Below are 26,648 nucleotides of genomic sequence, written 5' to 3' on the forward strand. Positions count from 1 at the left end.
AGAGAGAAAGGTGGAATTTCATTGAAGGCGATACGAGTGGGGCTGCTAGGATTAGGAACAGTCGGGAGCGGTGTGGTGAAGATTATTCAGGATCACCAGGATAAGCTGACACACCAAGTCGGATGCCCTGTTACGATTCAAAAAGTTCTTGTAAAAGATAAAGATAAGAAGAGGGATGTCGACCTTTCCAAAGATGTTCTGACGACGGAAGCTTATGATGTCATTCAAGATCCGGAAGTGGATGTCATCATTGAGGTCATCGGGGGAATCGAGGAGACAAGACGCTATTTGCTTGACGCGCTTCAGGCGAAAAAACATGTCGTGACAGCGAATAAAGATTTGATCGCCCTCTATGGATCGGAACTGACGGCTGCCGCGAAAGAAAACGGCTGCGACCTTTATTTTGAAGCGAGCGTCGCCGGCGGAATTCCGATTTTGCGAAGCCTGGAAGACGGGCTGGCTTCAGACCGGATTACGAAAATGATGGGAATCGTCAATGGAACGACCAACTTCATTTTAACGAAGATGAATAAAGAAAACGCGCCTTATGCTGATGTGCTGAAAGAAGCGCAGGAGCTCGGCTTCGCCGAAGCGGACCCGACAGCTGATGTTGAAGGTCTTGATGCGGCGAGAAAGATGGCGATTTTGGCCAGGCTCGGTTTCTCAATGAATGTCGATCTTGACGATGTCAAAGTGAAGGGCATTTCCCAAGTGTCTGATGAAGACATCAATTTCAGCAAACGGCTCGGCTATACGATGAAGCTGATCGGCATCGCCCAGCGCGACGGACAAAAAGTCGAAGTGAGCGTCCAGCCGACATTGTTGCCGGAGCATCATCCGCTGTCTTCCGTCCATAATGAATTCAATGCGGTTTACGTGTATGGCGAGGCCGTCGGGGAAACGATGTTTTACGGGCCTGGCGCAGGAAGCATGCCGACTGCGACCGCCGTCGTATCAGATTTGGTTTCCGTCATGAAAAACATGCGTCTCGGCGTGAACGGCAGCAGCTTTGTCGATCCGCAATTTGAAAAGAAGATCAAGGCACCTTCTGAAATCTTCGCCCAGCAGTTTTTAAGAATTCATGTTAAAGATCAGGTCGGTTCGTTTTCAAAAATCACATCGATTTTTTCGGAAAGAGGCGTCAGTTTTGAAAAAATTCTGCAGCTTCCGATTAAAGGCCATGATGACCTGGCTGAGATTGTCATTGTGACACATCATACGTCAGAAGAGGATTTTACGGATATCTTGCAAAAGCTGAATGATCTTGAGGTTGTTGATCAGGTGAAAAGCACTTATCGAGTAGAAGGGAACGGTTGGAGCTAATGTGGAAAGGACTCATCCATCAATATAAAGAATATTTGCCAGTAACGGACAAAACACCGGAATTGACGCTGAACGAAGGAAATACCCCACTCATTTATCTGCAAAATCTTTCGAAAAAGCTCGGAATCGAGCTTTATGTCAAAACAGAGGGTGTCAATCCTACAGGCTCCTTTAAAGACCGCGGGATGGTCATGGCGGTCGCCAAGGCGAAAGAAGAAGGCAATGACACGATCATGTGCGCTTCGACCGGCAATACGTCAGCTGCTGCTGCGGCTTATGCGGCTCGCGCCAACATGAAGTGCATCGTCATTATTCCAGACGGCAAAATCGCCTTCGGAAAGTTGGCCCAAGCCGTCATGTACGGCGCTAAAATCATTGCGATCGACGGAAACTTCGACGATGCCCTGAAAATGGTGCGCAGCATTTGCGAGAAAGAGCCGATTGCACTCGTCAACTCTGTGAATCCTTACCGGATTGAAGGACAGAAAACCGCTTCCTTTGAAATCTGTGAACAGCTGGGCGAAGCGCCTGACATCCTTGCAATTCCTGTCGGGAATGCCGGAAATATTACGGCTTACTGGAAAGGCTTTAAAGAATATCATGAGAAAAACGGCACAGGCCTGCCGGTCATGAGGGGTTTTCAGGCGGAAGGCGCGGCCCCGATTGTCAAAAACAAAGTAATTGAAAAGCCGGAAACCATTGCGACAGCGATCAGAATCGGAAATCCGGCAAGCTGGGACAAAGCGGTCAATGCTGCAAAAGAATCGAACGGAAAAATCGATGAAGTGTCAGACGAAGAGATCCTGCACGCTTATCAGCTCCTGGCAAGAGAAGAAGGCGTATTTGCAGAACCGGGATCGTGCGCATCTATTGCCGGCGTACTGAAACAGCTGGAAACGAAAGAGATTCAGCCGGGGGCGAAAGTTGTCGCTGTCTTAACCGGAAACGGCTTGAAAGATCCGAACACAGCCGTTGATGTGTCGCAGATCAAACCTGTCACACTGCCGACAGATGAAGAAGCCATTCTCGAACACTTAAAAGGAGCCGCTCGTGTATGACTGAGGCTGACATGCTGTTTTCCGTTACGGTTCCCGGAAGCACGGCCAATCTGGGCCCGGGCTTTGATTCAGTCGGCATGGCGCTGTCCCGTTATTTGAGACTGTCTGTTTTTCCTCATGATGAGTGGCGTTTTGAGGCTGAAACAGAAGTCGTAGCGGGAATTCCTGAAGGGACGGATAATTTAATTTACCAGGTGGCCAAACGGACCGCCGCTCACTTCGGAAAAGACCTTCCGCCAAGCCTCGTCAAAGTGTGGAGCGATATTCCGCTGGCGCGCGGTCTCGGCAGCAGCGCAGCCGCAATTGCCGCTGCGATTGAGCTGGCGAACGAACTTGCCGATTTAAAGCTCTCTGACCGCGAGAAACTCCATTTTGCAAGCCTTGAAGAAGGCCATCCTGACAATGCCGGAGCATCGCTTTTCGGCGGGCTTGTCATCGGACTTCATGAAGAAGATGAAACAGAGATGGTTTCGATGAAAGACATCGATTTGGATGTCGTTGTCGTCATTCCTTTTTATGAAGTGCTGACAAAAGATGCGCGGGATGTTCTTCCCGAAAGCCTCTCTTATCCGAAAGCGGTGGAAGCAAGCGCGGTCAGCAATATGCTCGTCGCCGGACTGATGGCGAAAGATTGGAAGCTTGTCGGCCGCATGATGCAAAAAGACCTCTTTCATCAGCCTTACCGAAGGGCGCTCGTCCCTGAGCTTTCTAAAGTGGAGCATGAAGCAGGCAAAAACGGCGCGTTTGGGACCGCTTTAAGCGGAGCAGGACCGACGATCCTTTCCTTTATTGAAAAAGGAAAGGGAGACGCGCTGAGAGATCAGCTTGCTTCTAAGTTTCCGCATTGTGAAGTGGACTGCCTTCATGTCCCGGATACAGGCATTATCGTTGAAAGAAAATCAGTAAACAGTGTTTAACGAAAAAAGAGCTTTTTCGGCTCTTTTTTTGTTTGCCTTCAAAACAAGGATTTTTATTTAGAAAGTCGAAATAGTATGACAAACATATAGAGGAGGAGAAACGAACATGAAGCAGCTGATAACCGAAAAAGACCTCATCAAGCTTGTATCCATTACCGACCCGCAGTACTCGCCTGACGGTGCAAAAATCGCCTACGTACAAACAAAAGTAAACGAAAAACAGGACTCTTATGATTCGCATATCATGGTCTACGACCGCAAACAACAAGCGTCAGTACAATGGACGTTTGGAAAAGGAAGAAACCAGCATCCGCGCTGGTCGCCCGACGGCAAATCCCTTGCATTTACGTCTAATCGCGAGGAAACCACACAACTTTACGTGATAAGCGCCGCCGGAGGAGAAGCGAGAAAAGTGACCGATATTCCTTATGATGTATCACAGCCTGAATGGTCGCCTGACGGCAAGTCATTGCTTTGTTCAGTGAGGCTGACGAAAGAGGAAAGCGTCGACGATGAGAAAAAAACGGAGATTGAAGATCACGAACCGCTGGAAGTCGATTCTTTGTCTTATAAATTAGACGGCCAAGGGTTTAAAAGGGGAAAGTATACGCAGCTTGTCCTCGTTCAAGTGGAAACCGGGGAGATAAAACAGCTGACCGATCTAGAACGCGACCATTTCAGCTACGCATTTTCACCGTGCGGAGGCAGGATTGCATTTTGTGCCAATCAGACGGATATGCGTGTGAACGATGTCTATTTGATGAACCTTTCGACAGGTGATTTGAAGCGCCTGACAGGTCAAAACGGCGTTTTTTCTTCACTATCGTTTTCTCCTGACGGCAAACACCTTGCATTCATCGGAAACGAAAAGGAATTTCAAAACGCCACGCTTGATAAAGCATGGCTGTATAATATCGAAACAGGAAAACTAACGTGTCTGACGGAAATGCTTGATGTCCATCTCAGCGATGCAGTAGCAGGGGACAGCCTTGTCGGAGGCGTTCTTCCGAAACCGGTCTGGACCAAAGACGGAAACGGCTTTTATGTCATTGGATCTGACCAAGGTTCGACAGGCATTTACTACATATCAATCGAAGGTCTTGCTTATCCGGTCCGGTTGGAAAAAGAGCATCTGAACGGATTCAGCCTGCATCCGGATGAAAAAAGTTTTGCGGCATCGATAGCCCTGCCTGTCCGGCCGAGCGAACTTTACCATCTCCCATTGGGTGAAGAAACAGCGGAGCGATTAACAGATGCCAACCAAGCGTTTACGGAAGAGCATATCATATCGGAACCGGAGGAGCTTCAATTTCAGACAGCGGACGGTTTGACAATTCACGGTTGGCTGATAAAGCCTGCTCAATATGAAAAAGGAAACACGTATCCGCTCATTCTGGAAGTGCACGGCGGTCCTCACGCCATGTATGCGAATGCTTATTTTCACGAATTTCAAGTGCTGGCCGCAAAGGGAAGCGCCGTTGTATATGTCAATCCGCGGGGAAGCCACGGCTACGGACAGGATTTTGTCAACCGGGTGAGAGGCGACTACGGCGGGGGAGATTTTAAAGATGTAATGGCAGCTGTTGACCACGCGCTGGGACAATATGATTTCATCGATCAAGAAAGGCTCGGAATCACAGGAGGAAGCTACGGCGGCTTTATGACAAACTGGGCTGTCGGCCACACGAATCGCTTTAAGGCCGCGGTGACGCAGAGGTCCATTTCCAATTGGATCAGTTTTTACGGGGTAAGCGACATCGGCTATTTTTTCACAGACTGGCAGATCGGAGCGGACCTTTTTGAAAATCCCGGCAAACTGTGGGAGCATTCGCCGCTCAAATATGCGGACAAGGTGGAGACTCCTCTTCTCATCCTCCATGGCGAACGGGACGACAGGTGCCCGATTGAACAGGCGGAGCAGCTGTTTACGGCATTGAAAAAAATGGGGAAAGAAGTGAAATTCGTCAGATTCCCGAATGCGTCGCACGATTTATCAAGAAGCGGGCATCCGAAGCAGCGGATCAGACGGCTTGAGTATATTGCCGGCTGGTTTGAAGATTATCTATAAAAAAAGAAAAGGCTGCCGTAATGAACGGCAGCCTCAGCGTGTCGACAAACCCTCGCATTCGTTGTCAGGCCTGCGCGTCGGTGCTCACGAATAGAGGAAGGATCGGCGGCTAACCGCCCAGGCGTCCTGCCTGAACGCCGCCGTCATCACCTCCTGTGAAAGTCTGCTCCGATGCTCGGCCTTCCTAGACTGCAAGGGTTTTCAATCACGCTGAAAGGATGACAAAATCCCAAAACTAAAAGTCGTTTTGGGATTTTGTCAACAATCGGCGGCTGACCGTAATGAACGGCAGCCGCCTCAAATTAAAATACTTGTTCAACTTCAATGACGCCCGGAACTTCTTCTAAAAGGGCGCGCTCAATTCCAGCTTTAAGGGTGATCGTAGAACTTGGGCAGCTTCCGCATGCGCCGAGCAGGCGAAGCTTGACGATGCCGTCTTCAACATCGACGAGTTCACAGTCACCGCCGTCGCGGAGTAGAAATGGACGAAGTTTGTCCAGCACTTCCTGTACTTGTTCTTTCATTTCGACCTCTGTCGTCATTCGTATCGCTCCTTTCAAATCATACAACCATTATATTCAGTCGAACAATAAAAAGCTATTGTTTGGTTTCAATCGTTTTCCCACATATTATATCATATTTGCCGGCAAAGACAAAAAGCGATTTTCATTTCAATATGGAGCGAAAGGACAAAATAGAATAAAATAAAAGACAAAGAGAAAGGAGCTGCCGCTGATGAAAAAACAAGCCGAGCTTTTTGTTTACGGTGCCGACGTTCTTTGTCCAAGCTGTGTCAACCTTCCGTCATCAAAAGAAACGTATGAGTGGCTCGAAGCCGCCCTGAAAAGAAAATATCCCGATCAGCCTTTCTCGATCACGTACATTGATATCCATCAGCCGCCGGAAAACGATCCTGAAAAACAGGAAATCTCCGAAAAAATCCTGAACGACGAATATTTTTATCCGCTCGTCATGGTCGGTGATCAAGTGGTCGGCGAAGGAAATCCGAAGCTGAAAGACGTGTATAAAGAAATGGAAAAGCAAGGTTATAAGCCTGCATGATAAACAGCAAGGGACAGATATGTCCCTTGCTGTTTTATTTTTTATGATTGTACTTTTCTTAAAGCGGACAGACTAACTACCAGCCGAATCGTCAATAAGGAGGGATAGCCAGCATGTCCAGCATTGAAGGTCAAATCATGTCAGGCGATTTTGATGACGAAATGAATGTTTTTTCGTTAAAGAAAATCAAGCAGTTTCAAACGCAGACCAGCTTGAAAGAAAACCAGCTCAGGGCTTTGCAGCAGTATTTAAGGCAGCATGAGCATGACGAGGGAGGACAGATCATCACCCTCTACGATCAAATGCTTGTCCCTTTATCGCAAGATGATATTAAAGCCTTGCTGCATGACTTAACAAAAGTCCAGTCATTATATCATTAATGAAAAGCCCTTTTCCCATTTATACTCGTTTTCCGGCTCTGATGTCATCCGTCATTCCGGGATAAGGGGCTTTTGAAATCAGATCTTCATTATCGATTCCGGCATTTTCAATGAATGTGATATCGGCGAATTCCGGTACGACATATTTTGGATACGTCTCATATTTTTCGCGCGATTCTTCCATTAAGTCGATGTGGTCATTTTGATAGCAGACTGTGATATCAGGGCGTTCATGAACCCATTTAGGGAAGAAGATGATGCCGTGCATCCGCTTTTCATTGGGCATGAAATTCAAGGAAACGTCAGTCCCTGTCGGTTCTGTCCATGATACTTTATAGACGCCTTCAGTCAGCTTGACGATATCGGCTTTTTGATCGCGAACCCAGCGTCCCCCGACCATTCCGCTGTGAATGCGGTAATCAATGGTATGGTCATTTTTAATGTAGATTTCATATTCCCATCCGTTTTCATACGTATAGATCATATGGCTTCCGACAAACTCTTTGACATCTTGATTCATATGAACCGCTCCTTATTTGTTTATTGTAAAATCGAACATGTTGATATTTACATATATAATTATAAAATGTCATCAAAAACAATGTCAAACGAAAATACTTTCTGAGAGATTTGCAACAATACAGAAAATGGTTACGATTGATGTCAGAATTTTGAGTTATTTTAGGAAATTAAGCCAATATTTAGAAAAGTGATTGTCAAAAAATAAGCGATTCTGTAAAATGAAAAACAACCCATAAAAAGGAAGAGACATGGGAGGAAAGGAAGGATAAACGATTGAAGACAAAAATTGCTTATGAGGAAGTCGCGGGAATGCTTAATCAATGGTATGTCATGATCAAGCGCCATGAAGTGGCACAAGCGGTCTCGATTAAATACGACATTGAGCACCGGCTGCCGAATATGGAAGAAAATCAAGATCTGCTTCTTTATTTTAATCTTTTAGACTATCGGCACAAACTGCTGACAGAAGAGTTTGCTGCTTCCACCAAATTGTTCGAAGATATTCAGGAGCAAAAAGCAGATATGCAAAGCACAGATGACATGATCGAATATTATTATTTCTTTTTCGCAGGCATGTACGAATTTCATAAAAAGGATTATACAAATGCCATCAATTATTATAAACTAGCCGAAGAAAAGCTCAGAACAATCCCCGATCAAATCGAAATCGCCGAATTCCATTACAAACTGGCTATCGCCTACTATCAAATCAAACAGAATTTCCTCTCCTTAAACCATGCAAAAACAGCTCTAAAAACCTTCAAAACACATGATGACTATATTCAAAAAGCGATCAGCAACGATATGCTGATCGGAGCAAATAAACTCGATTTATTTCGTTTTGATGAAGCCGAACAGCATTACAAGCAAGCCCTAAAAGACGCGGCACTGATCAAGCACCACGTTCTCCTCGGCATGGCTCACCACAACTTAGGATTGAGCTATGTCAATCGCAATCTCCTCACCTTGGCCGAACATCATTTCAAAGAAGCGCTGCTTATCAAAGAGCATGAAGAATCGGTTTACGGCATCCACTCCATGTTTGAACTGACACATGTGCTATACAAATCAAATGTTGTCAAAGAAGCCCGCAAATTGTATGAAAAAGGATTTTTCCGAGCGGAAAAAGCAGGAGAAAGGGAATATTTGTCGAAATTTAAACTTATTCATGCTCTGTATGATGAACAGGATCCACTTACGGTTGAACATGCTTTAGAATATCTTAAAACGATCAATCTCTGGACGGATGTAGCGGAATTAACATTTGATATCGCACTTTACTATAAAGAAAACGGAGATGCAGACAAAGCTGCCGAATATTTTGAAGAATCTCATCATGCAAGAGACCAAATTCTTAAAAGAACGGAGGAGCTAAAGTGAAAAAGATGATTGCCGTTGCGTTGACTGCCGTCTTTGCCAGCCTTGTCGTTTTAAGTTTTTCGTCTCAGCCGAAGGGAAATGCCGAGTTTGCCGGTCGCGCCATTTTTCTTGACGATAAGCCGGCCCAGCTGATGGCGGGCAGAGCGATTTTTCTCGACAGCTTTGATGGTAAAGCGCCTGCAGCTTTGCAAAAGACTGCATAACCTGATTTGTTGCCGTACAAGCTGTTAAACTGGCGCCGAAGGCGGCGCCCTTTTTTTATGCAGCAATGAGAGACAAGGAGTCAGAACATGATACATATTCAAAATAAATCCGATACAGCGGTTATCGTGCTGCACGAAATATACGGGATTAACCGGCACATGCACGATGTTTGCCAATTGATAGCTGAGCAGGGCTTTGATGTTATTTGCCCCAATTTGTTAAATCGGGATCAACCGTTTGAATACGCTGAAGAAAAAGCGGCTTATCTTTTTTTTATGGAAAACGTCGGTTTCCCCGGTGTTTTGCGCAAAATAAATACAATCATATCCAAGCTGGATCGTCAATATCGCAAGATCATCTTACTCGGGTTCAGCGTCGGAGCAACCGCTGCCTGGCTTTGCAGCGAAGATGAGCGTGTCAATGGGATCGCCGGATACTACGGCTCCCGGATAAGAGACTATCTGAACATATCGCCTTCATGTCCGGCACTGCTTTTTTTCCCGGAAAAAGAGCAGTCCTTTGACGTTGCCGCGTGTATATCCCAATTGGAATCAAAGAATGTCAAAACGGTGAAGCTGAAGGGTGAGCATGGATTTAGCGACCCGTATTCCGTAAAATACAACCGGCAGTCCTCGCAAATTGCTTATGAAACGATGATGGAGTTTTTAATAGCTTTATAAAAAGCGGACAGGCATGGAAACGCTATAATAGGTATGACGCTCAATTCAAGAAAGCTCGCCGATGACAAGGGGGCTTTTTTGAGTAGAATCTTATCTGGGGGAATTCGAATGAAGCTGTTCCAAGGATAGACTTATTACAAAGGGTTCATTTGCGAAACAAAGTTCTAGCATCATTTTAATTTTAGAAGGGAGCAACATGGAAGCTTTTGCAGAATATTTAGAAGGAATTGATCACCCGGAACATCGAGCCCGGATGGAGGAAGTGTTGAATTGGACAGCGGAGACATTTCCAAATTTAACGCCGAAAATCGCCTGGAATCAGCCTATGTTTACCGATCACGGCACTTTTATTATCGGTTTCAGCACAGCGAAACATCACCTGGCTGTTGCCCCTGAAAGCGCGGGAATTGATCGTTTTTCTGAAGAAATCGTGCAGGCCGGCTATGATCATACGAAGCAGCTTGTCCGTTTCCCGTGGGATCGTCCGCTTGATTTCTCATTACTTAAAAAAATGATCGAATTTAATATTGTGGATAAGGCGGACTGTTCAACTTTTTGGCGGAAATAAAAAAACGCAAAAATAAGGGCGTTCACTCATAAGAGGGGAGAGCGCCCTTATTTCGCCTGTTTAAGGTAACGGGGGTTAATTAAAAACGCTGTTTTTGTGAAGCATTGGCGCGCAGCGAGATTCTTTTTGCCACTTGATAAAAAGGTCCGTCTCGCATACCCGCTTGTGCTTGATCTTGAAGTCAATCAGCGAAATGTCAGTTAATCGGTTTTGAGAGGTGGAGCAGTGTCCTTTTTACGTAAAGTTGAAAAAGCCAACACACTGACTTTTTAATAGGATAAGGAAAAGATATTGATATGGATGCATCTGAGTAAAAAAAGTAGTTTTTCTCCTTACCTGTAAAAATTCAATTGACAAAGTTTAAGCTTCATTTCTTTCAAGACCTCTTCGAAAAGCTTCTAAATGATTTTCTGATGCGTTGCGTAATTGCGTAAAAACAGTTCTCACATCTGCTGGAACATCAAAAGTTAGAAATTTGTTATACATAGCGATATTATCAATTTCTCCTTGTACCCCGGCAGCAAATGCAGCCTTAAGGGATAATGGCGCAGTGACATATAAGTTAGAGATGTCTTCAGGTATCTGTACCTGGTATCGTTCAAAAAGAGAAAGTAGTGCATTGATATGGCGTAATTCTGCTTCTTTGATTTGTATGAACGTTCGAATGTTTCCGAAGTTGCTAATGATTTCATTGTATCTCGCTTGAGCTAAGTACTCATCCTGAATGGCGTAGGTGAGCATTTGCGGTAAAGTGAGTGAACCTGCATTTAAAGCACCTGCTGCCCCATAATTCGCTTGCCGGGTTTGTTGTGTAGATGAATGGATTAATAAATATAAAAACCATACTGCATGATTTTGCTCGTCAGCTGCAGCACGCTGAAACACTTTTTTAATTGACTGATCTTGTGTTTGGTCTGCTAAATCTAAATAAAAATCAACTGTCTCCTGCTCATCTTTAAAAGCAGACTTTAGACTAGTGCTATACTGTTTAGGGCATTCTTCTGTGATTTTTGGGGTTGGCTTTTGACCTGTCAAGTTAGTATAAATTCTCCTAAACTCTTCAAAATGTCTCTGTTCATCTTGTCTAATTTCACGAATTTGCTTTCTTATGCCTTCTGTGGGAGCATTTTCTGCTATTTGCTTATAGCAGAAAATGGCGCTGTACTCCCCGTTAATTGCCTTGAGGATGTCATTAATTAGTTTTCTGTCAGGAGGGGTACGATAAGCATAATAATAAGGATACACAAGTTTCACCGTCCCTGAAGTATTTATCAGCTTAGTATATGCCTAATACAATAATGAGTGCGCCATCACAGTATATATAAGACCATTTTTGTCTAGGATGTACATAGACAATACAATGAGTTGGTGAAAACAATGAGTGAACATGTTGAAGTAATTCTTCGATCGATTCTCGCTTTTGGCATTTTACTGATCGGATCAAGGTTGTTGGGAAAACAAACAATTTCACAAATGAATATCTTTGATTTCATTGCGTCAATTACACTAGGAGCAATTACTGCAAATCTGGCTTTTAATACTTCACTTAAAATTCACCACATGGTACTCGCTTTCTCTATATTTGTATTTGTAATATTGGCAACTGCCTATCTATCCCTTTGGAATCAGAAGGCGCGGAAATTCTTTGCTGGAGATCCAACCGTTGTAATTCAAAATGGGAAAATTCTTGAACACAACATGCGCAAAATGCGATATACAATTGATTATTTAAATCAGCAACTAAGGGAAAAAGATGTATTCAAAATTGAAGAAGTGCTTTATGCGATTATTGAAACAAACGGGACATTAACAGTATTAAAAAAACCCCAATTTCGAAATGTGACTAAAAAGGATTTATGGATTGCCACTGCATCAGAAGGAAAACTCCCGATCGAATTAATCATGGATGGAAAAATGAAAGAGGATAATTTGAAAGATAATCAATTAACTCATGAATGGTTACAGTCCGAATTGCAAAAGCGAAATCTGTCTGCTGAAGAAGTTTTCTATGCAGTTTTATCACCTGATAGAAATATCTATTTAGATACGTATAAAGATCATATAAATTCTTCACTTGATAAAGAATAAACTTGAATCAGAACGAGCCTTTGCTGTAGAAGTGAGCGCTTGAGAGCCGACTAGGAGGCTTATTAAATACGCTGGTTTACCCGAAATTTTACTGGTTAAACTGAAACAAGCTCATCATGGATAAATGAGCTTGTTTCAGTTTTTCATATCTGTCCGATTGTGTGAATACAAAAGAAAAAACTAACATTTGCCTAACGAATACGTCGGTTTTTAATATGATACAGTTTTTTTAAAACTAGAAAAACTTTCCCGAACATCCGCGAAACTCTACCCGTTATGATGCTTATACATCCAAAGCAAGCCGGATTTCAGCAGGCGAGGCACTCTGCCGATCAACGGCCGTTCGGCAACTAAACCGAAGCCGGCTTTTTTGCCGAGTGAACCGAGCACGCCTTTCAGCTTGAATTTCGGCATCGTTTCAGGAAGAGGTTCGTCTTTCCAGCGCAGTTCAAGCACTTGGACGATTTGTTCCGCCTGGGCTTCGGCCAGCTGTGCGCTCGGCGCGTGAGGCAGGCTTGCGCAGTCGCCGACAACATAAACGTGTTCGTCTCCCGGCAGGTTATGGTGCGGTGTCAGGACGACACGCCCTTGCGGATCTTTTTCCACATCGAGATCCCGAACGACTTGATTCGGCTGTATCCCCGCTGTCCAGACGATGGCATCGGCGTGAATCGGGTCGTCATGATTGTAGACGATGCCTTCTTCCACCTTTGTGATGTTGGCGCAGTTGATAATCTTGACGCCGTGCTCTTCAAACCAGCTTTGAACATATTTGCTCAAACGCTTCGGGAAGCTCGATAAAATTAATTCTCCCCGGTCAAAAAGGATGATGTTCAAATCCTTTCGGCTTTCCCTCAGCTCGCTCGCAAGCTCAACGCCGCTCAGTCCTGCCCCGACGATCGCAACGGTGGCTTCTGCATTTAAGTTGTTGAGCGCCTGGTACGTGCTGCGTGATTGATCAATTGTCTGAATGCTGTAGGTATGTTCAGGCGCCCCGGGAACATTGTGATATTTATCTTCACAGCCGAGTCCGATGACGGTGTCATCATAAGATATCGGCTCTCTGTCATGAAACAAAACTTTTTTTCCTTCCAAATCAACAGACGAAATCGTCCCGTATTCAATCTTTAACTTCGGGTGATCCGGGAAGGACACTCTGATATGATGATCGGAAATCGTCCCCGCAGCCAGTGCGTAGTACTCCGTTTTCAAACAATGGTAAGGGTTTTTGTCGATTAAAGTGATCATCACATCATCTGGCAGCTGGTTAGGCAGTAAACGATGAATGATCCGCATATTTCCGTACCCGCCGCCGAGCAAGACTAAATTTCTCATTGGTAATTCCCCTTTTCCCCTCAGATTAAGAAACTAACCTTTTTCATTGCAAAATTAAAAAACTATGTAAATACCCTCTAGAATTATATCTAATTTGATGTAAAATCACAATATTTCTCGGGAAAATAACCTACATATCCGCCTTGAATCGATAATTAGTAAAACCCTTTAAGGTATTAATATGTTACAAAAGCTTTATTCCTCAGCCTAAAACTTTGACTATTGAAACGTAAATAGGGTACGATAAAAAAGCGATGTGAGGTGAAATAAAGTGTTTCCAATCGTTGAGTTTTGCGTCAGCAATCTTGCCCAAGGTTCTCAGGAAGCAAAAGAAATATTGGAGAAAGATCCGAATCTGGACGTCGTCGAATACGGCTGCCTGAGTTACTGCGGACAATGCATGCAGACCATGTATGCTCTTGTAAACGGAGAAATGGTGACAGCGAATAATCCGGCTGAATTGGTCGAAAATATATACAAGTTCATTGATGAAAATGAACTTATTTAAAAACGGGGTCATCTTGGTGATCTCGTTTTTTCATGCAAAGCCTTTGTTTGAAAGGGTTTACATAAAAAGAGAAAAAATTCTTAAAAATTTTTGTGGACAGGCCAATCATTAATTGTTATCTTAATAAAAGTTTAAAAAATAATAAGAGGTGTGGTCATGAACATTTTATGGGGACTTCTTGGTATTCTGGCGATTTTCGCGATTGCTTTTCTGCTTTCTGAGCACAAGAGTAAAATTAACATAAGAACGATTTTAATCGGTTTGGCGATGCAGCTCCTGTTCGGATTCATCGTTCTCAAATGGGAAATGGGGCGGGAAGTGTTTCTTTCGTTTACGAAAGCCGTTCAGCATCTCGTCAATTATGCGAATGAAGGAATCAGCTTTCTCTTCGGGCCTCTCTTGCAAGTAGGCGACAGCGCTGCCTTCGCTTTAAGCGTTCTTCCTGTTATCATCTTCTTTTCATCGCTGATTGCGGTTCTTTACCACTTACGGATCATGCAAGTCATCATCCGCTTTATCGGCGGCGGATTGGCAAAACTGCTCGGAACAAGCAAAACGGAATCTCTTTCTGCAGCTGCCAATATCTTTGTCGGACAAACTGAGGCGCCGCTTGTGATTAAGCCGTTTATTGCAAACTTAACAAAGTCGGAGCTGTTTGCCGTTATGACAGGCGGACTCGCATCAGTGGCCGGTTCTGTTTTGTTCGGTTACGCCCTTCTTGGGGTTCCTCTCGAATATTTGCTTGCAGCGAGCTTTATGGCTGCACCTGCGGGCTTGATTATGGCAAAAATGCTTATTCCCGAAACTGAAAAATCGAAAATTGAAGAAAAAGATATTCAAATGGCTGAAGACGAAGACGCAGCAAATGTCATCGATGCCGCTGCAAAAGGGGCATCAACAGGTCTTTCTCTTGCTTTGAATGTCGGTGCGATGCTGCTTGCATTTGTTGCTTTGATTGCCGTTTTAAACGGAATTCTTGGAGGAATCGGTGGATGGTTCGGTTTTAAAGACCTTTCGCTTGAATTCATTCTCGGCTATGTATTTGCACCTCTCGCCTTTGTCATCGGCGTCCCTTGGGATGAAGCAGTTCAGGCCGGAAGCTTTATCGGTCAAAAGCTCGTGCTGAATGAATTTGTCGCTTATTCCAATTTTGCTCCGATGTTTGATCAGCTTTCCGTCAAAACCGCTTCGATTATCAGCTTTGCGCTGTGCGGTTTCGCAAACCTGTCTTCTGTGGCGATTTTGCTCGGAGGATTGGGAGGAATGGCGCCGAACCGCCGTTCCGATATCGCCCGTCTCGGCTTGAAAGCCGTTGCTGCCGGAACATTGGCCAACCTTACAAGCGCGGCGATCGCCGGTATGTTTATCGGATAACATGATAAAAGCTCCCTGCAAATGAACGCAGGGAGCTTTTATGTATGAAAAACGGGGGATAGCCATATTGTATCCATCCCTTTCAGCTTTTATACTAGAAGAAAGTAAAAAAATGTGGAGGCGGCTATGAATTCTTTTCGTTTTACTAAAATGCACGGCTTAGGAAACAGCTATATATACGTCAATCAGTTTGAAGAACATCTCCCTGAGGAGCTGTTGCCAGATTTGGCCGTCAAAGTGTCTTCCGTTTACACCGGAATCGGTTCAGACGGAATGATACTCATCTGTCCTTCAGATCAAGCGCCGGTTAAAATGAGGATTTTCAACAGCGACGGATCTGAAGGCAAAAACTGCGGAAACGGTTTGCGCTGCGTTGCAAAATACGCGTATGAACATAAACTGGTGAAGGAAACATCCTTTTTAATTGAAACTCTTTCAGGCTTGGTAAAGGCTGAGATTGAAGTGAAGGAAGGAAAAGTTGTATCGGCTACAGTCGATATGGGTGAACCGCGTCTTCTCAAATCAGATATGCCAATGCGCGGTGAACAGGGGTCGGAGACGATCAATGAAAAGATGATATTCGGCGGCCGGGAAATGAAAGGTACCGCTGTATCCATGGGCAATCCCCACATCGTCTTTTATTTAGACGATATTGAAAAAGCGCCGCTTACGTCGATGGGACCGCTCATTGAAAAAGATGAAAGGTTTCCGGAAGGGGTTAACGTAGAATTTGTTGAAGTCGAAAACGACAAAGAACTCCATTTCCGTGTATGGGAAAGGGGTTCAGGAATTACCCAGGCATGCGGAACGGGCGCCTGCGCAGCCGCAGTGAGTTCGATACTCAACGGCTATTCCAAACGAGACACGGACATTATCGTCCATCTCGCCGGCGGCGATCTGATCATTAATTGGAAAAATGACGGTCGTGTCATGATGACAGGACCCGCTGAAACGGTATGTGAAGGCGAGTTTTTTATATCATGAGTCGGTCCGTTTGAGAAATCGGACGTGCGACTTTATAATAAAGTACACATGAGCTTTTAGGAGGTGTGATGTTATGAGCGAAAAAACAGTTACGGTCACGGAAGCGGCTGCTCTTCATATCAAGGATATGATGAAAGAGCATGAAGAGGAGAACGCATTCTTGAGAATCGGAGTAAAAGGCGGCGGATGCAGCGGTCTGTCATACGGCATGGGTTTTGAACACGAAAAAAACGAAGACGACAATGAATTCGTCCAGCATGGAATCACAGTGCTTGTAGATCAAGAAAGCCTGGATATTATGAACGGTACGGTCATTGATTTTAAACAATCGATGATGGGCGGAGGCTTCACCATCGATAATCCAAATGCCATCGCTTCATGCGGCTGCGGATCATCATTCAGAACCGCAGTGAATGCAGGGAAGCCTGAAGAGTGCTGACATATTGGCATCAGGTCAACGATATGGAATGAGAAAAACGCCTTTCATTGCGATGCATCATCGTGACGAAAAGGCGTTTTATTATGATCTGGGGGGAAAGAAATGAAACTCGTATCAACGCTCGGCTTGTCAAAAGCGGACGTTACCGCGTTTTTTCATAAGCATTGGGGAAGTCCGGACATGGTCAATTCACACGGAACATTCCGCTGCGATGAATTGGAAGGATTCGCTGTGACAGATGAAAAAGGCGATATAAAAGGCCTGATTACGTACTTCATCGCCGGAAACGAATGTGAAGTCGTCTCCTTGGACAGTATTGCCGAAAACAAAGGGATCGGCTCACTCCTTTTAAACGAAGTGGAACGTGCTGCAAAGCGAAAACAGTGTCAATCGATTAAACTGATCACGACGAACGATAATATGCGGGCGTTTATGTTTTATCAAAAGAGAGGCTATACAATGGCCGAGCTGTATGTAAACGCAGTTGAAGAAGCAAGAAAAGTAAAGCCTGAAATTCCCTTTGCCGCTGATAACGGCATTCCGATTCGGGATGAGATTCTTTTGGTAAAAGATTTAACATAATCTGTTTTCCGCTTCGCTCGGGAAATGCCGGAAGGAAGCAATGCAGCCACCCCGCTCAAGTGCTGAGCAAGGTTTTTGCAACGGGGCTTCCGGAACAATCGTGTTTATTTCTGGTTAAAGATTCGGTTGAGATTGCTCGTGTTGTTGGTGATTGAGGTGATATAGCGGCTTCCGCTTACCATTTCCTTGTTGCACAGAGGGCATAGAGGGCGATCGCTGCTCGTGAAATTTTTTCTCATCCATCCGTTGCAGTCCTCAGCCGTACATTCCCACGTACTGATATCTTCCTTTGGCAAAGGCTCTTGATTGCGATTGTTGTAGTAAGACATATCGTCACTTCCTAACAAGGGTTTTTTGGAGTTCATTTAAGAATATTTTGTGAATCTTAAGACATTCTATTCGTCAATTTGTTATTCTATACTGGACAGGTTTATTTAAAGTCCAAGCCCAGTAAAGAAAAGGGGTTCAACCATGGAAAAAATCAACTGCAGAAACTGCGGCGGGCTTACGCCTTACGATTCAAAAGTCTGTGAGGCATGCGGCTGCGAAAAACCGCTTCCAAAAGCACAGAAAATTACGGACCGGATTGTCTTGACTGCGGCGGGAGCGGTCGGCATCTTAACGATTGTGCTGATTTTGGGAACGATCTTCTCATATTTGAATATCATATAATGAAAAGGAGCCGGTGTCAGGCTCCTTTTCATTTTTATTTGTTTTCAAACATGCTTGTAGAGTGCAGCGGCTGCACGCGCGCTTTAGGATCCATGTAAGCTTTCGCATTGTTGACAGCGGTCGGCGCTTCTCCAAATCCGCTGGCAATCAGCTTGACTTTTCCTTCGTATGTGCAGATGTCGCCGGCTGCATAGAATCCCTCGATGTTCGTTTCCATTGTGGACTTGACGACGATCGAATTTTTCTCGATTTCAAGCCCCCAGTTTTTGATTGGTCCGAGAGATGAAACAAATCCGAAGTTGACGATCACATCGTCGACATCGATGATTTCTTTTCTCTCGCCTTTCACTTCCTCGATGACGATCTGTTCAATCCGCTCGGCGCCGATCAGTTCGGTCGGAACAAACGGTGTCAACACATTGACTTTTGAATTGTGCAGGTTTTCGACGCTGTGTTCATGTGCGCGGAATTTATCGCGGCGATGAATAATTGACACCTCTTTTGCGATCGGTTCCAGCATGAGCGCCCAGTCGACGGCGGAGTCGCCGCCGCCCAACACCGCAACGCGTTTGCCCGCAAATTGATTCAGATCATCTATAAAGTAATGAAGGTTTGCATTCTCGTATTGAGCCGCAGATTCAAGCTCGAGCTTTCTCGGCTGGAATGCTCCGTTTCCGGCAGTAATAATCACCGTTTTAGAATAGTGGATTTCTTTGTTGGTGACGAGCTTGAAAATGCCGTCTGCTTGTTTTTCAACGCTTTCGACAGCTTGTTCCAGACAAACGGTCTGATCAAATTTCGCCATTTGCTCTTTCAAATTGTCGACCAGCTCCTGAGCGCGGATTTTAGGGAACCCGGCTACATCGTATATGTATTTTTCGGGATACAAAGCGGACAGCTGACCGCCTAGCTGCGGCAGGCTTTCGATAATTTTGACGCTCGCTTGCCGCATTCCGCCGTAAAATGCGGTAAACAAGCCGACAGGGCCGCCCCCGATAATTGTAATGTCATATACTTTTGAGTCTTCACGCATGAAAATAATGCCCCCTAAATGAAAATTGTTCTTAATTATATCATATCACATAAAATAAATACGAGCGCGTCTGTTTTTTTAAGATCGGAAAATATTACCGTCTGATCTAAAGTCTGCCGCCCGAGCATATTTAACCTTGAAAAAGCAAAAGCGAGCGGCTATGATGTAGTTGTGAACATTTTGTTAAAGATTCGTGAATATTTTTCGACGCACAGCCGAAAAACATTCCGTTGTTCGGCAAATTAAAGTGAAGGGTTTCACAAACTTTTTTTCATAAAAAGCCTGAAGCCGGCAGAAGATAACCCAAAGGCTATTTTTAATCCGGCTTAGCAGTAAAATACAGAAAAGGTGGATGTGATTCCGTTGAATAAGCCAAAAGTAGTAGTATTAGGTGCAGGTTATGGTGGATTAATGACCGTTACGAGACTTGTTAAAAAAATCGGCGTCAATGAAGCGGATGTTACGCTTGTCAACAAGCACAATTATCATTATGAGACAACCTGGATGCACGAAGCGAGCGCAGGTACGCTTCATCATGACAGATGCCGCTACCAAATTAAAGATGTCATCAATACATCCCGTGTCAATTTCGTTCAGGATACGGTAAAGAAAATCGATAAAGAAGGAAAGAAAGTCGTCCTTGAAACCGGCGAGCTTAGTTACGACTATCTTGTCGTGGCGCTGGGGGCCGTCCCTGAAACTTTCGGAATTTCTGGATTGAAAGAGTATGCTTTCTCCATTTCAAACATCAATTCGTCCCGGCAGCTTCGCGAGCACATTGAATATCAGTTTGCAACGTATAATACAGAAGCCGAGAAGCGCCCGGAACGCCTGACGATCGTTGTCGGAGGAGCGGGTTTTACCGGCATTGAATTTTTGGGCGAATTGGGCAACCGCATTCCTGAGCTGTGCCGCGAATACGATATCGACCGCCAGCAGGTTCGTTTAATATGCGTGGAAGCCGCGCCGTCCGTTCTCCCGGGCTTTGATCCGGAGCTTGTCGATTATGCGGTCAACTACCTTGAAGGAAAGGGCGTTGAATTCAAAATCGGCACGGCTGTGAAAGAATGCACGCCTGACGGAATCATTTGCGGAAAAGACGATCAGACCGAAGAAATCAAAGCAGGCACTGTCGTATGGGCCGCAGGTGTCCGCGGCAACCCGATCATAGAAGAATCAGGCTTTGAAAACATGCGCGGCCGTGTGAAGGTAAAACCTGATCTGCGTGTTGAAGGCCATGATGATATATTTGTTATCGGAGACTGCTCGCTGATCATAAATGAAGAAACCGAAAGGCCTTATCCGCCGACTGCGCAGATTTCCATGCAGCAGGGCGAAACGTGCGCAAACAATCTGGCCGCACTGATTCACGGCAAAGAAACGGAAACGTTCTCATTCGATAATAAAGGCTCTGTCGCTTCTCTCGGCGAACATGATGCAATCGGCGTCGCATTCGGGAGAAAGATGACGGGAACGACGGCGTCCATGATGAAAAAAATCATCGACAACCGCTCGCTGTTCCTGATCGGCGGGCCGGGGCTTGTTCTGAAAAAAGGAAAGTTTAAATTTTTCTAATCAGAATCAAAGCCTGCAGCGGAAGCTGCGGGCTTTTTATTCGGGGTTAAAAACTTCAAAAACGAAAGAAAAAGGAAGAAAGCTTAGTTTTTAAGCGCTTACATCAAATGATCTGTTATATTTTCTGACTTTATTATTGACAATGTTCATGATATATTATCAGAAAATTAAGAAAAAAGGTGTGTATCTAATGAAGACGACGTCAACCCATCGCCTTGAATCAACCTGTACTTTCTGTTCGGGAAAAGGCTATTTTCAGCTTCTGCTTGGCGGTTCGGAAACGTGCAGCAACTGCAAGGGAACGGGAAAAGACCGCTGATCGCCGCTTTCCAATGATTGACTCAAGTTCCTTCCCCAATGTACACTAAAAGAGGTGAATTGGGGGTGGAGGCTTTGATTAGTTTACCAGTTGTCATCATTTCAGTTGTCTTATTTTTCGTCCTGTTTTTCGGTATCGGTTTTCTGCTGAATATGCTGCTCAGGATGTCATGGATCATGGCTGTCATTTATCCAATTGTATGCCTTTTCATTGTGAATAAAGAAAAGCTTATTCGCTATGTAGAGGCGCCGGGAGAGGCATTTTCCGGCCTTTTTGACAGAGTGGCTTCATTGGCTGCTGCCGATATCATCATTTTAGCCAGCGGAATGGCCGGGGCCCTGTTGTCGGGCGTTACGATTAAAGCGCTGCGAAAAAGGGGATATCAAATGTTTTAAGCCTTCTTCTTCAAGGGAGAGGGTTTTTTGGATTTAATTTTTTCACTTTTCTCAAAACTTTTCCGCCATCTGAATATTTCTGTTTCCGCTTGGAAACAACTAGATGGTGAGAGGAGTGGAAGATTTGAGAAAAGTGATGACAATGTTCCGGCGTTTCTTGATGACAGTTTTGTTTGTCCTTGCTTTTATGACGACCTTCTTTGCCGTTTCAGGCGTGGAAGCACAGGACATATCCAGCTGGGCGAAAGAACGCGATCTGTCCTTGAAACAGCTGATGCTCACCTTTAAATCACTTCCGAAAGAAAAAGCGGAAAAAACGTCTCTGTCTGCCGCAGAACAAATTAAAAACAAACCGAAATCGCTTGAAGATGCCTTTGACTGGACCAAGTATCCGAAGCAAAAAGTCACCGCGACCGGATATACAGCAGGGGCGGAATCGACGGGAAAACAGCCTCATCATCCAGATTACGGGATTACATATTCGGGAGTCAAAGTCAAAAGAGATTTATATTCAACCGTTGCTGCCGACCCGTCGGTCTTTCCGATCGGCACGATATTGTTCATACCGGACTACGGCTATGGCGTTGTTGCGGATACCGGATCAGCCATTAAAGGGAACCGGCTCGATTTGTACTATGAGACGGTTGAGGACGTTTATAAAGAGTGGGGCAAAAAAACACTTGATGTTTATGTCATTAAGAAAGGAAACGGCACCATTACCGAAGAGGATCTCTTGAAGCTGAATGAAAATAAATCGATGCAAGTATTCAGACAAAAATATAAAATGGCGAAAGAATAAGAAAAAACGTTTAAGACCTGTGCGTCTTAAACGTTTTTTTGCTCTACATCAATAAATAATCGAGAAGCAGCGTCAGGGCAATGCCGGTCAAACCGCCGAAAAACACTTCAATCGGCTGATGGCCGAGCAGTTCCTTCAGCTTCTTCTGTTTTTCTTCCTGATGACTTTTAGGGAAATCTTTCGCTTCGTTGACAAAGCGGTTGAAATCGCGGACAAGCCGGTTGATCACTGTTGCTTGTTCTCCGGCATGTCTTCTCACTCCGGTTGCATCAAACATCGTAATAACGGCGAATATTGCGGAAACGGCGAACAAAGAAGAATTCATCCCGTGATCAAGAGCCACGCCGGTTGAAAGCGCCGTAACGGCTGCTGAGTGTGAGCTCGGCATTCCGCCAGTGCTTGTGACGAGCCGCCAATCCCATTTTTTCGAGACGACAAAGTAAATGGGAACCTTGATAAACTGAGCGAAAAAGATCGCGGCAAAGCTCGCCAGTAAAGGAAAGTTTGTGAGGATTTCCATTTTGCAGAACATCCTTTCTATAAAGAAAATAGAGATGAATTCAAAAAAGCACGCAGTTATTTGCTAAAATATATAATATGAAACCCCAACGGGGAAAAATGTTTTTCCTATTATAACATTGTTGTTTCAATTTTACTCACTTTGCTGATAAGGAGCTGTGAACGCATGTTTTATGCCTTTAAAGACTTCGAAAAAAAAGAAACACTTTTAATCGGACTGTTTAAAAAAAGCCGGCTGTACGGGAAGGCGGAAGAAATCGACCGCCTTTTGGACGGCCAGCTTTCTCAGCTGCTGAAAGACGGGGATGTATCTTCCAAAAAAACGAAAGTGTCTAAAATATTTACCCCTTCCCTTCAGGGAGTCAAACGCATCTATATCGTCGGATTGGGCCGTGAAGCGGAATTTACCTTCGAGGATGCGAAGCAGTGCTTTGCCGAAGCTGTTCAGCAGATTCACAAAGATCGAAAGCAGGAGTTAACCGTCATGCTCGACAGCTTCGTATCTGAAGAGGTCCCAGCCGCTGACGCCGCGCATGCATTGGCTGAATCGTGCATGCTGTCATGCTATGAAGTGCAGGATTACAAGCACAGAGCAAATGTGCCTGATCAATGCCTGCAAAGCGTCTATGTTTTGACAGACCATGACCTGAAAGAAATTCAGGCGAGTTTGCACGTCGGGCAGGTGTACGGAAATGCGACGAATTCGGCGAGAACCCTCGTGAACATGCCGGGGAACATGCTGACAGCGGCGGATCTCGCGTCATACGCCGCTGAATTGGCAGCAAAATACGAATTTGAATGTGAAATTCTCGAAAAGGCTGAAATGGAAGAGCTCGGGATGGGCGGTCTCCTCGCGGTCAACCAAGGATCAGAAGAGCCGCCGAAAATGATCGTCTTAAAATATCAGGGAAAAGAAACATGGGATGATGTCATCGGGTTAGTCGGCAAAGGGATCACGTTTGATACCGGCGGCTATTCGATTAAGACGAAGAGCGGCATTGTCGGCATGAAGTCAGATATGGGCGGAGCCGCCAGCGTTTTGGGAGCGATGGAAGCCATCGGAGAATTAAGGCCGGAACAAAACGTGCTTGCCGTGATCCCGTCGACTGATAACATGATTTCGGGAAGCGCAATGAAGCCGGACGATGTCATCGTTTCCTTGAGCGGCAAGACGATTGAGATCTTGAATACGGACGCCGAAGGAAGGCTGGCGCTCGCTGACGGACTGACATATGCGAAGCACCACGGAGCTTCCGTGTTGATCGATGTCGCGACACTGACCGGAGGTGTCGTCGTAGCTCTGGGAACGGAAACGACGGGCGCGATGACAAATCATGATCCGCTTTATCAGCAGGTGAGACAGGCGGCTGAAGAAGCGGGAGAAGCGATTTGGCAGCTTCCGATTACAGAAAAAGACAAAAAAAGAGTGAAAAACAGCCAAATGGCCGATCTTAACAATTCACCGGGCAGGGAAGGCCATGCGATTATGGCCGGAACGTTCCTCGGCGAATTCGCCGAGCGGACGCCATGGGTTCACCTTGACATCGCCGGAACGGCAACGACAGCTCAAAGCTCATGCTTTGGACCGAAAGGCGGAACAGGCGTGATGGTAAGGACGCTTGTCACGTTTGTCGAGCGGTTTTCAGATCAATTGTAGGCTTTTATCCCCTTTGACAGAAGGGGATTTTTTTTATGGAAAATACAGAGGAGCCTCATTGACGCATTCATAAAATATGTGGTACTATACGTTCATTACTTTAATTATCTACTACATTAGCAAACTAAAGCGTTTGTTCGGAGGTTTCAAATATGAATGCAGTTGTGATTGCTGTTATTGTCATGCTTATATTAAGCCTGCTGCGGGTCAATGTTGTTCTTGCCTTGATTGTGGGCGCACTTGCCGGAGGTCTGACGGGCGGTCTCGGCCTCGGCCAGACGGTCAGCGTATTCACGGAAGGACTCGGAGGGAACGCAACCGTCGCTGTCAGTTACGCGCTTCTCGGCGCATTTGCGGTCGCTTTGACGAAAACGGGTCTTCCTGATGCCATGGTTGAAGCTGCTGTCAAGCTGATCGGCAAAGAAGGCGATGCAAGGCGCAAAACCCTTTCAAAAGCGCTGATCGTCTTCGTGATTTTAATCATTTCTTGTATGTCTCAAAATATCGTTCCAGTTCATATCGCATTTATCCCTGTTTTAATTCCGCCGTTATTGAAAATTTTGAATGAGCTGCAAGTGGACCGCCGCCTGATTGCATGTGCGATGACATTCGGACTGACAGCTCCGTATATTTTGCTTCCCGTCGGCTTCGGCCAGATTTTCCAGGGGATTTTGAAAGACAATATGAAAGACGCCGGTCTTTCGGTCACATTGGCTGATATTCCGATCGCCATGATCATCCCGATCGCCGGGATGATTGCCGGTTTGGCTGCCGCTGTTTTTGTGTACCGCAAACCGCGCACATACGAAATGAAGGAAATCGCCGGTCAAAAATCGGCGGTCTATACGAAAAAAAGCCTTTCGATTGCCGGTTTGGCCATCGCTGTATCACTAAGCGTACAGCTTTATTTGTCTCAGAGTTTAGACGTCGACGGAATGATCTTCGGCGCGCTCAGCGGTTTGACAGTCTTGTTTTTAAGCGGAGCGATGAAGCGCGGCGAAGCGGACGAATTGATCACAAACGGCATGAACATGATGGCGTTTATTGGATTTGTGATGCTGGCTGCAGCCGGTTTTGCCAATGTGCTTGAGAAAACGGGCGATGTCAAAGCTCTTGTTGAAGCGTCAACCGGTTTCATCAGCAATAATCAATTGATCGGCGCATTGCTGATGCTGATTGTCGGTTTATTGATTACAATGGGGATCGGTTCATCATTTGCGACGATTCCGATTATCGCAACGATATTTGTGCCGCTTTGCATGCAGCTTGGCTTCAGTCCGATGGCGACCATCGCCATTATCGGAACGGCGGCGGCTCTCGGAGACGCCGGTTCACCTGCGAGCGACAGCACGCTTGGCCCGACATCAGGCTTAAATGCAGACGGACAGCACCACCACATTTGGGACACTTGTGTTCCGACATTCATCTTTTATAATATTCCGCTGATTTTGTTTGGCTGGATCGCGGCGATTGTTCTTTAAAAAAATTCCCCTCGCTTTGAGGGGAATTTTTTTCTATGTTTGTTAAAATAAAAAGAGAACCGCACCGCCGGCTCTTTATTAATAAGTCGGGTTTCTTCTGAAGCCTGCGCCTTTTTGAACGGCCCGGAAAACCTTTGAGGCGAGCGCGGCGAGCAGAACGGAGAATGCCAAGTCTTTCACGAAGAACCAGGCCATCATCTTCCAAACGGCTGAATAAGACAACGGTGTATTGAGCCAAGTTGAAAACGCGAGATACGTATAATTGACACCAATCAGATAAATGATCAGTGTACCGATCAATGAAGCTGTGAAAAAATGGCCTGTTTTCGGTTGTGATACTTTGTCCGTGATCCAGCCCGCGGCATATGCGGCAGGAATGTAGGATAGAATAAATCCGGCGCTTCCTTTGAAAAGAACGGAAATACCGCCTGAAAAAGAAGCGAATACAGGAGCGCCTGCAAAGCCGACTAACGCATAGACGATCATGGACAGCGCACCTAATTTGCGGCCGAGCAGAAGCCCGGCAAGCAGACAAAAGAAAGGCTGCATCGTAAGCGGAATACCGCCGATTTGCAGAAACGGGGCAAACGAAGTGATATTAGCGCCGATCCCCATCAGGGCGGCAAACATTCCGACAAGCGCCATATCAGCGGCGCGAAGTTTCTTTTTATTCATGAGATTTGTTCCTCCTCAGTGATTCACCACAACCTTATCGTAAGAGATCGT

30 protein-coding genes and 1 pseudogene are annotated in these 26,648 nt (G+C 45.3%); 23 read left to right on the forward strand and 8 right to left on the reverse strand.

Going from position 1 to position 26,648, the window contains the following annotated elements:
- The first annotated feature begins 21 nt into the window (after positions 1-21).
- The 4 genes from M1E06_RS04465 to M1E06_RS04480 all read left to right on the forward strand — a co-directional run bounded on the left by M1E06_RS04465 (position 22) and on the right by M1E06_RS04480 (position 5,366).
- Positions 22-1,323: a homoserine dehydrogenase gene (locus M1E06_RS04465; RefSeq protein WP_020452839.1), complete on the forward strand. Its 1,302-nt coding sequence runs from the start codon at positions 22-24 to the stop codon at positions 1,321-1,323.
- A complete protein-coding gene (thrC, locus tag M1E06_RS04470) occupies positions 1,323-2,381 on the forward strand; it encodes a threonine synthase (protein ID WP_216904478.1) in 1,059 nt (352 codons plus the stop codon). Before M1E06_RS04465 ends, thrC begins: the two co-directional genes overlap by 1 nt.
- The gene (thrB, locus tag M1E06_RS04475) at positions 2,378-3,298 is read left to right on the forward strand and encodes a homoserine kinase (protein WP_020452837.1); all 921 of its coding nucleotides are present in this window, start codon (positions 2,378-2,380) and stop codon (positions 3,296-3,298) included. Before thrC ends, thrB begins: the two co-directional genes overlap by 4 nt.
- A gap of 106 nt (positions 3,299-3,404) precedes the next feature.
- Positions 3,405-5,366 (forward strand): S9 family peptidase, encoded by a 1,962-nt coding sequence (locus M1E06_RS04480; protein WP_050820793.1) that lies wholly within the window; start codon positions 3,405-3,407, stop codon positions 5,364-5,366.
- 302 nt (positions 5,367-5,668) lie between these two features.
- Here M1E06_RS04480 and M1E06_RS04485 read toward each other — a convergent pair.
- Positions 5,669-5,967 (reverse strand): annotated as a pseudogene (locus M1E06_RS04485) (NifU family protein).
- 134 nt (positions 5,968-6,101) lie between these two features.
- On the opposite strand from M1E06_RS04485, the gene M1E06_RS04490 reads away from it, so the two are divergent.
- Together M1E06_RS04490 and M1E06_RS04495 are read left to right on the forward strand one after the other, a co-directional pair.
- Positions 6,102-6,428, forward strand: coding sequence for a YuzD family protein (locus tag M1E06_RS04490; RefSeq protein ID WP_003184955.1), 327 nt, complete (start codon positions 6,102-6,104; stop codon positions 6,426-6,428).
- Between the two features lie 113 nt (positions 6,429-6,541).
- A complete protein-coding gene (locus M1E06_RS04495) occupies positions 6,542-6,808 on the forward strand; it encodes a hypothetical protein (RefSeq protein ID WP_023856183.1) in 267 nt (88 codons plus the stop codon).
- A gap of 19 nt (positions 6,809-6,827) precedes the next feature.
- Here M1E06_RS04495 and M1E06_RS04500 read toward each other — a convergent pair whose 3' ends face one another.
- The gene (locus tag M1E06_RS04500) at positions 6,828-7,328 is read right to left on the reverse strand and encodes a phenolic acid decarboxylase (RefSeq protein ID WP_009329528.1); all 501 of its coding nucleotides are present in this window, start codon (positions 7,326-7,328) and stop codon (positions 6,828-6,830) included.
- 275 nt (positions 7,329-7,603) lie between these two features.
- Between M1E06_RS04500 and M1E06_RS04505 the strand changes: the two genes are divergently transcribed.
- The 4 genes from M1E06_RS04505 (at position 7,604) to M1E06_RS04520 (ending at position 10,162) form a co-directional block, all read left to right on the forward strand.
- On the forward strand, positions 7,604-8,710 hold the full coding sequence (locus M1E06_RS04505; protein WP_020452833.1) for a Rap family tetratricopeptide repeat protein: 1,107 nt from the start codon (positions 7,604-7,606) through the stop codon (positions 8,708-8,710).
- 5 nt (positions 8,711-8,715) lie between these two features.
- On the forward strand, positions 8,716-8,913 hold the full coding sequence (locus tag M1E06_RS04510; protein WP_154495611.1) for a hypothetical protein: 198 nt from the start codon (positions 8,716-8,718) through the stop codon (positions 8,911-8,913).
- Between the two features lie 87 nt (positions 8,914-9,000).
- Positions 9,001-9,594 carry a dienelactone hydrolase family protein gene (locus M1E06_RS04515; RefSeq protein WP_020452832.1) on the forward strand — a complete coding sequence of 198 codons (594 nt, stop codon included), beginning with the start codon at positions 9,001-9,003 and terminating at the stop codon, positions 9,592-9,594.
- 196 nt (positions 9,595-9,790) lie between these two features.
- Positions 9,791-10,162, forward strand: a complete 372-nt coding sequence (locus M1E06_RS04520; RefSeq protein WP_216904464.1) for an iron chaperone — start codon at positions 9,791-9,793, stop codon at positions 10,160-10,162.
- A gap of 360 nt (positions 10,163-10,522) precedes the next feature.
- On the opposite strand, the gene M1E06_RS04525 is transcribed toward M1E06_RS04520, so the two are convergent.
- Positions 10,523-11,407: a ferritin family protein gene (locus M1E06_RS04525; RefSeq protein ID WP_020452830.1), complete on the reverse strand. Its 885-nt coding sequence runs from the start codon at positions 11,405-11,407 to the stop codon at positions 10,523-10,525.
- A 132-nt stretch (positions 11,408-11,539) separates the two neighbouring features.
- Here M1E06_RS04525 and M1E06_RS04530 point away from each other — a divergent pair, with 132 nt between their 5' ends.
- Positions 11,540-12,250, forward strand: coding sequence for a DUF421 domain-containing protein (locus tag M1E06_RS04530; RefSeq protein WP_020452829.1), 711 nt, complete (start codon positions 11,540-11,542; stop codon positions 12,248-12,250).
- Positions 12,251-12,517: 267 nt separating this feature from the next.
- Here the strand turns inward: M1E06_RS04530 and M1E06_RS04535 are convergent, their stop codons facing one another.
- A complete protein-coding gene (locus M1E06_RS04535) occupies positions 12,518-13,585 on the reverse strand; it encodes an NAD(P)/FAD-dependent oxidoreductase (protein ID WP_059231505.1) in 1,068 nt (355 codons plus the stop codon).
- Positions 13,586-13,856: 271 nt separating this feature from the next.
- On the opposite strand from M1E06_RS04535, the gene M1E06_RS04540 reads away from it, so the two are divergent.
- The 5 genes from M1E06_RS04540 (at position 13,857) to M1E06_RS04560 (ending at position 17,472) form a co-directional block, all read left to right on the forward strand.
- A complete protein-coding gene (locus M1E06_RS04540; RefSeq protein WP_003184941.1) occupies positions 13,857-14,093 on the forward strand; it encodes a YuzB family protein in 237 nt (78 codons plus the stop codon).
- A gap of 156 nt (positions 14,094-14,249) precedes the next feature.
- Positions 14,250-15,467, forward strand: a complete 1,218-nt coding sequence (locus M1E06_RS04545) for a NupC/NupG family nucleoside CNT transporter (RefSeq protein ID WP_020452827.1) — start codon at positions 14,250-14,252, stop codon at positions 15,465-15,467.
- 126 nt (positions 15,468-15,593) lie between these two features.
- Complete coding sequence (gene dapF / locus M1E06_RS04550) at positions 15,594-16,451, forward strand: diaminopimelate epimerase (RefSeq protein ID WP_216904467.1); 858 nt, start codon at positions 15,594-15,596, stop codon at positions 16,449-16,451.
- A gap of 73 nt (positions 16,452-16,524) precedes the next feature.
- The gene (locus M1E06_RS04555) at positions 16,525-16,890 is read left to right on the forward strand and encodes a HesB/IscA family protein (protein WP_020452825.1); all 366 of its coding nucleotides are present in this window, start codon (positions 16,525-16,527) and stop codon (positions 16,888-16,890) included.
- Positions 16,891-16,992: 102 nt separating this feature from the next.
- Positions 16,993-17,472: a GNAT family N-acetyltransferase gene (locus tag M1E06_RS04560; RefSeq protein WP_020452824.1), complete on the forward strand. Its 480-nt coding sequence runs from the start codon at positions 16,993-16,995 to the stop codon at positions 17,470-17,472.
- Positions 17,473-17,576: 104 nt separating this feature from the next.
- On the opposite strand, the gene M1E06_RS04565 is transcribed toward M1E06_RS04560, so the two are convergent.
- Positions 17,577-17,801: a cold-shock protein gene (locus M1E06_RS04565; protein WP_020452823.1), complete on the reverse strand. Its 225-nt coding sequence runs from the start codon at positions 17,799-17,801 to the stop codon at positions 17,577-17,579.
- A gap of 142 nt (positions 17,802-17,943) precedes the next feature.
- On the opposite strand from M1E06_RS04565, the gene M1E06_RS04570 reads away from it, so the two are divergent.
- Positions 17,944-18,144 carry a hypothetical protein gene (locus tag M1E06_RS04570; protein ID WP_048350251.1) on the forward strand — a complete coding sequence of 67 codons (201 nt, stop codon included), beginning with the start codon at positions 17,944-17,946 and terminating at the stop codon, positions 18,142-18,144.
- A 34-nt stretch (positions 18,145-18,178) separates the two neighbouring features.
- Here M1E06_RS04570 and yumC read toward each other — a convergent pair whose 3' ends face one another.
- The gene (gene yumC, locus M1E06_RS04575; RefSeq protein ID WP_023856177.1) at positions 18,179-19,177 is read right to left on the reverse strand and encodes a ferredoxin--NADP reductase 2; all 999 of its coding nucleotides are present in this window, start codon (positions 19,175-19,177) and stop codon (positions 18,179-18,181) included.
- A gap of 357 nt (positions 19,178-19,534) precedes the next feature.
- On the opposite strand from yumC, the gene M1E06_RS04580 reads away from it, so the two are divergent.
- From M1E06_RS04580 to M1E06_RS04595, 4 genes are all read left to right on the forward strand, one after another.
- A complete protein-coding gene (locus tag M1E06_RS04580; protein WP_026580067.1) occupies positions 19,535-20,752 on the forward strand; it encodes an NAD(P)/FAD-dependent oxidoreductase in 1,218 nt (405 codons plus the stop codon).
- Between the two features lie 190 nt (positions 20,753-20,942).
- Entirely contained in the window at positions 20,943-21,071 is a 129-nt protein-coding gene (locus M1E06_RS04585) for a YuiA family protein (protein WP_003184925.1), read from the forward strand.
- A 74-nt stretch (positions 21,072-21,145) separates the two neighbouring features.
- Complete coding sequence (locus M1E06_RS04590) at positions 21,146-21,466, forward strand: YuiB family protein (protein WP_011198260.1); 321 nt, start codon at positions 21,146-21,148, stop codon at positions 21,464-21,466.
- A gap of 133 nt (positions 21,467-21,599) precedes the next feature.
- The gene (locus tag M1E06_RS04595; protein WP_277619867.1) at positions 21,600-22,265 is read left to right on the forward strand and encodes a 3D domain-containing protein; all 666 of its coding nucleotides are present in this window, start codon (positions 21,600-21,602) and stop codon (positions 22,263-22,265) included.
- Positions 22,266-22,308: 43 nt separating this feature from the next.
- Here the strand turns inward: M1E06_RS04595 and M1E06_RS04600 are convergent, their stop codons facing one another.
- A complete protein-coding gene (locus M1E06_RS04600; RefSeq protein WP_048350249.1) occupies positions 22,309-22,785 on the reverse strand; it encodes a divergent PAP2 family protein in 477 nt (158 codons plus the stop codon).
- 165 nt (positions 22,786-22,950) lie between these two features.
- On the opposite strand from M1E06_RS04600, the gene M1E06_RS04605 reads away from it, so the two are divergent.
- Both M1E06_RS04605 and M1E06_RS04610 read left to right on the forward strand, forming a co-directional pair.
- Complete coding sequence (locus M1E06_RS04605) at positions 22,951-24,441, forward strand: leucyl aminopeptidase (protein ID WP_075751301.1); 1,491 nt, start codon at positions 22,951-22,953, stop codon at positions 24,439-24,441.
- Between the two features lie 152 nt (positions 24,442-24,593).
- Positions 24,594-25,922 (forward strand): Na+/H+ antiporter family protein, encoded by a 1,329-nt coding sequence (locus tag M1E06_RS04610; RefSeq protein ID WP_145651761.1) that lies wholly within the window; start codon positions 24,594-24,596, stop codon positions 25,920-25,922.
- Between the two features lie 78 nt (positions 25,923-26,000).
- Here the strand turns inward: M1E06_RS04610 and M1E06_RS04615 are convergent, their stop codons facing one another.
- The gene (locus tag M1E06_RS04615; protein ID WP_048350246.1) at positions 26,001-26,597 is read right to left on the reverse strand and encodes a biotin transporter BioY; all 597 of its coding nucleotides are present in this window, start codon (positions 26,595-26,597) and stop codon (positions 26,001-26,003) included.
- Positions 26,598-26,648 lie beyond the last annotated feature (51 nt).

The sequence above is a fragment of the Bacillus sp. AK124 genome (assembly GCF_053903085.1).

Coding starts and splice junctions, on each gene's coding strand:
- thrC (WP_216904478.1), top strand. CDS start 1,323: ATGTGGAAAGGACTCATCCATCAATATAAAGAATATTTGCCAGTAACG.
- thrB (WP_020452837.1), top strand. CDS start 2,378: ATGACTGAGGCTGACATGCTGTTTTCCGTTACGGTTCCCGGAAGCACG.
- M1E06_RS04480 (WP_050820793.1), top strand. CDS start 3,405: ATGAAGCAGCTGATAACCGAAAAAGACCTCATCAAGCTTGTATCCATT.
- M1E06_RS04490 (WP_003184955.1), top strand. CDS start 6,102: ATGAAAAAACAAGCCGAGCTTTTTGTTTACGGTGCCGACGTTCTTTGT.
- M1E06_RS04495 (WP_023856183.1), top strand. CDS start 6,542: ATGTCCAGCATTGAAGGTCAAATCATGTCAGGCGATTTTGATGACGAA.
- M1E06_RS04500 (WP_009329528.1), bottom strand. CDS start 7,328: ATGAATCAAGATGTCAAAGAGTTTGTCGGAAGCCATATGATCTATACG.
- M1E06_RS04510 (WP_154495611.1), top strand. CDS start 8,716: ATGATTGCCGTTGCGTTGACTGCCGTCTTTGCCAGCCTTGTCGTTTTA.
- M1E06_RS04515 (WP_020452832.1), top strand. CDS start 9,001: ATGATACATATTCAAAATAAATCCGATACAGCGGTTATCGTGCTGCAC.
- M1E06_RS04520 (WP_216904464.1), top strand. CDS start 9,791: ATGGAAGCTTTTGCAGAATATTTAGAAGGAATTGATCACCCGGAACAT.
- M1E06_RS04530 (WP_020452829.1), top strand. CDS start 11,540: ATGAGTGAACATGTTGAAGTAATTCTTCGATCGATTCTCGCTTTTGGC.
- M1E06_RS04535 (WP_059231505.1), bottom strand. CDS start 13,585: ATGAGAAATTTAGTCTTGCTCGGCGGCGGGTACGGAAATATGCGGATC.
- M1E06_RS04545 (WP_020452827.1), top strand. CDS start 14,250: ATGAACATTTTATGGGGACTTCTTGGTATTCTGGCGATTTTCGCGATT.
- dapF (WP_216904467.1), top strand. CDS start 15,594: ATGAATTCTTTTCGTTTTACTAAAATGCACGGCTTAGGAAACAGCTAT.
- M1E06_RS04555 (WP_020452825.1), top strand. CDS start 16,525: ATGAGCGAAAAAACAGTTACGGTCACGGAAGCGGCTGCTCTTCATATC.
- M1E06_RS04560 (WP_020452824.1), top strand. CDS start 16,993: ATGAAACTCGTATCAACGCTCGGCTTGTCAAAAGCGGACGTTACCGCG.
- M1E06_RS04565 (WP_020452823.1), bottom strand. CDS start 17,801: ATGTCTTACTACAACAATCGCAATCAAGAGCCTTTGCCAAAGGAAGAT.
- M1E06_RS04570 (WP_048350251.1), top strand. CDS start 17,944: ATGGAAAAAATCAACTGCAGAAACTGCGGCGGGCTTACGCCTTACGAT.
- yumC (WP_023856177.1), bottom strand. CDS start 19,177: ATGCGTGAAGACTCAAAAGTATATGACATTACAATTATCGGGGGCGGC.
- M1E06_RS04585 (WP_003184925.1), top strand. CDS start 20,943: ATGAAGACGACGTCAACCCATCGCCTTGAATCAACCTGTACTTTCTGT.
- M1E06_RS04600 (WP_048350249.1), bottom strand. CDS start 22,785: ATGGAAATCCTCACAAACTTTCCTTTACTGGCGAGCTTTGCCGCGATC.
- M1E06_RS04605 (WP_075751301.1), top strand. CDS start 22,951: ATGTTTTATGCCTTTAAAGACTTCGAAAAAAAAGAAACACTTTTAATC.
- M1E06_RS04610 (WP_145651761.1), top strand. CDS start 24,594: ATGAATGCAGTTGTGATTGCTGTTATTGTCATGCTTATATTAAGCCTG.
- M1E06_RS04615 (WP_048350246.1), bottom strand. CDS start 26,597: ATGAATAAAAAGAAACTTCGCGCCGCTGATATGGCGCTTGTCGGAATG.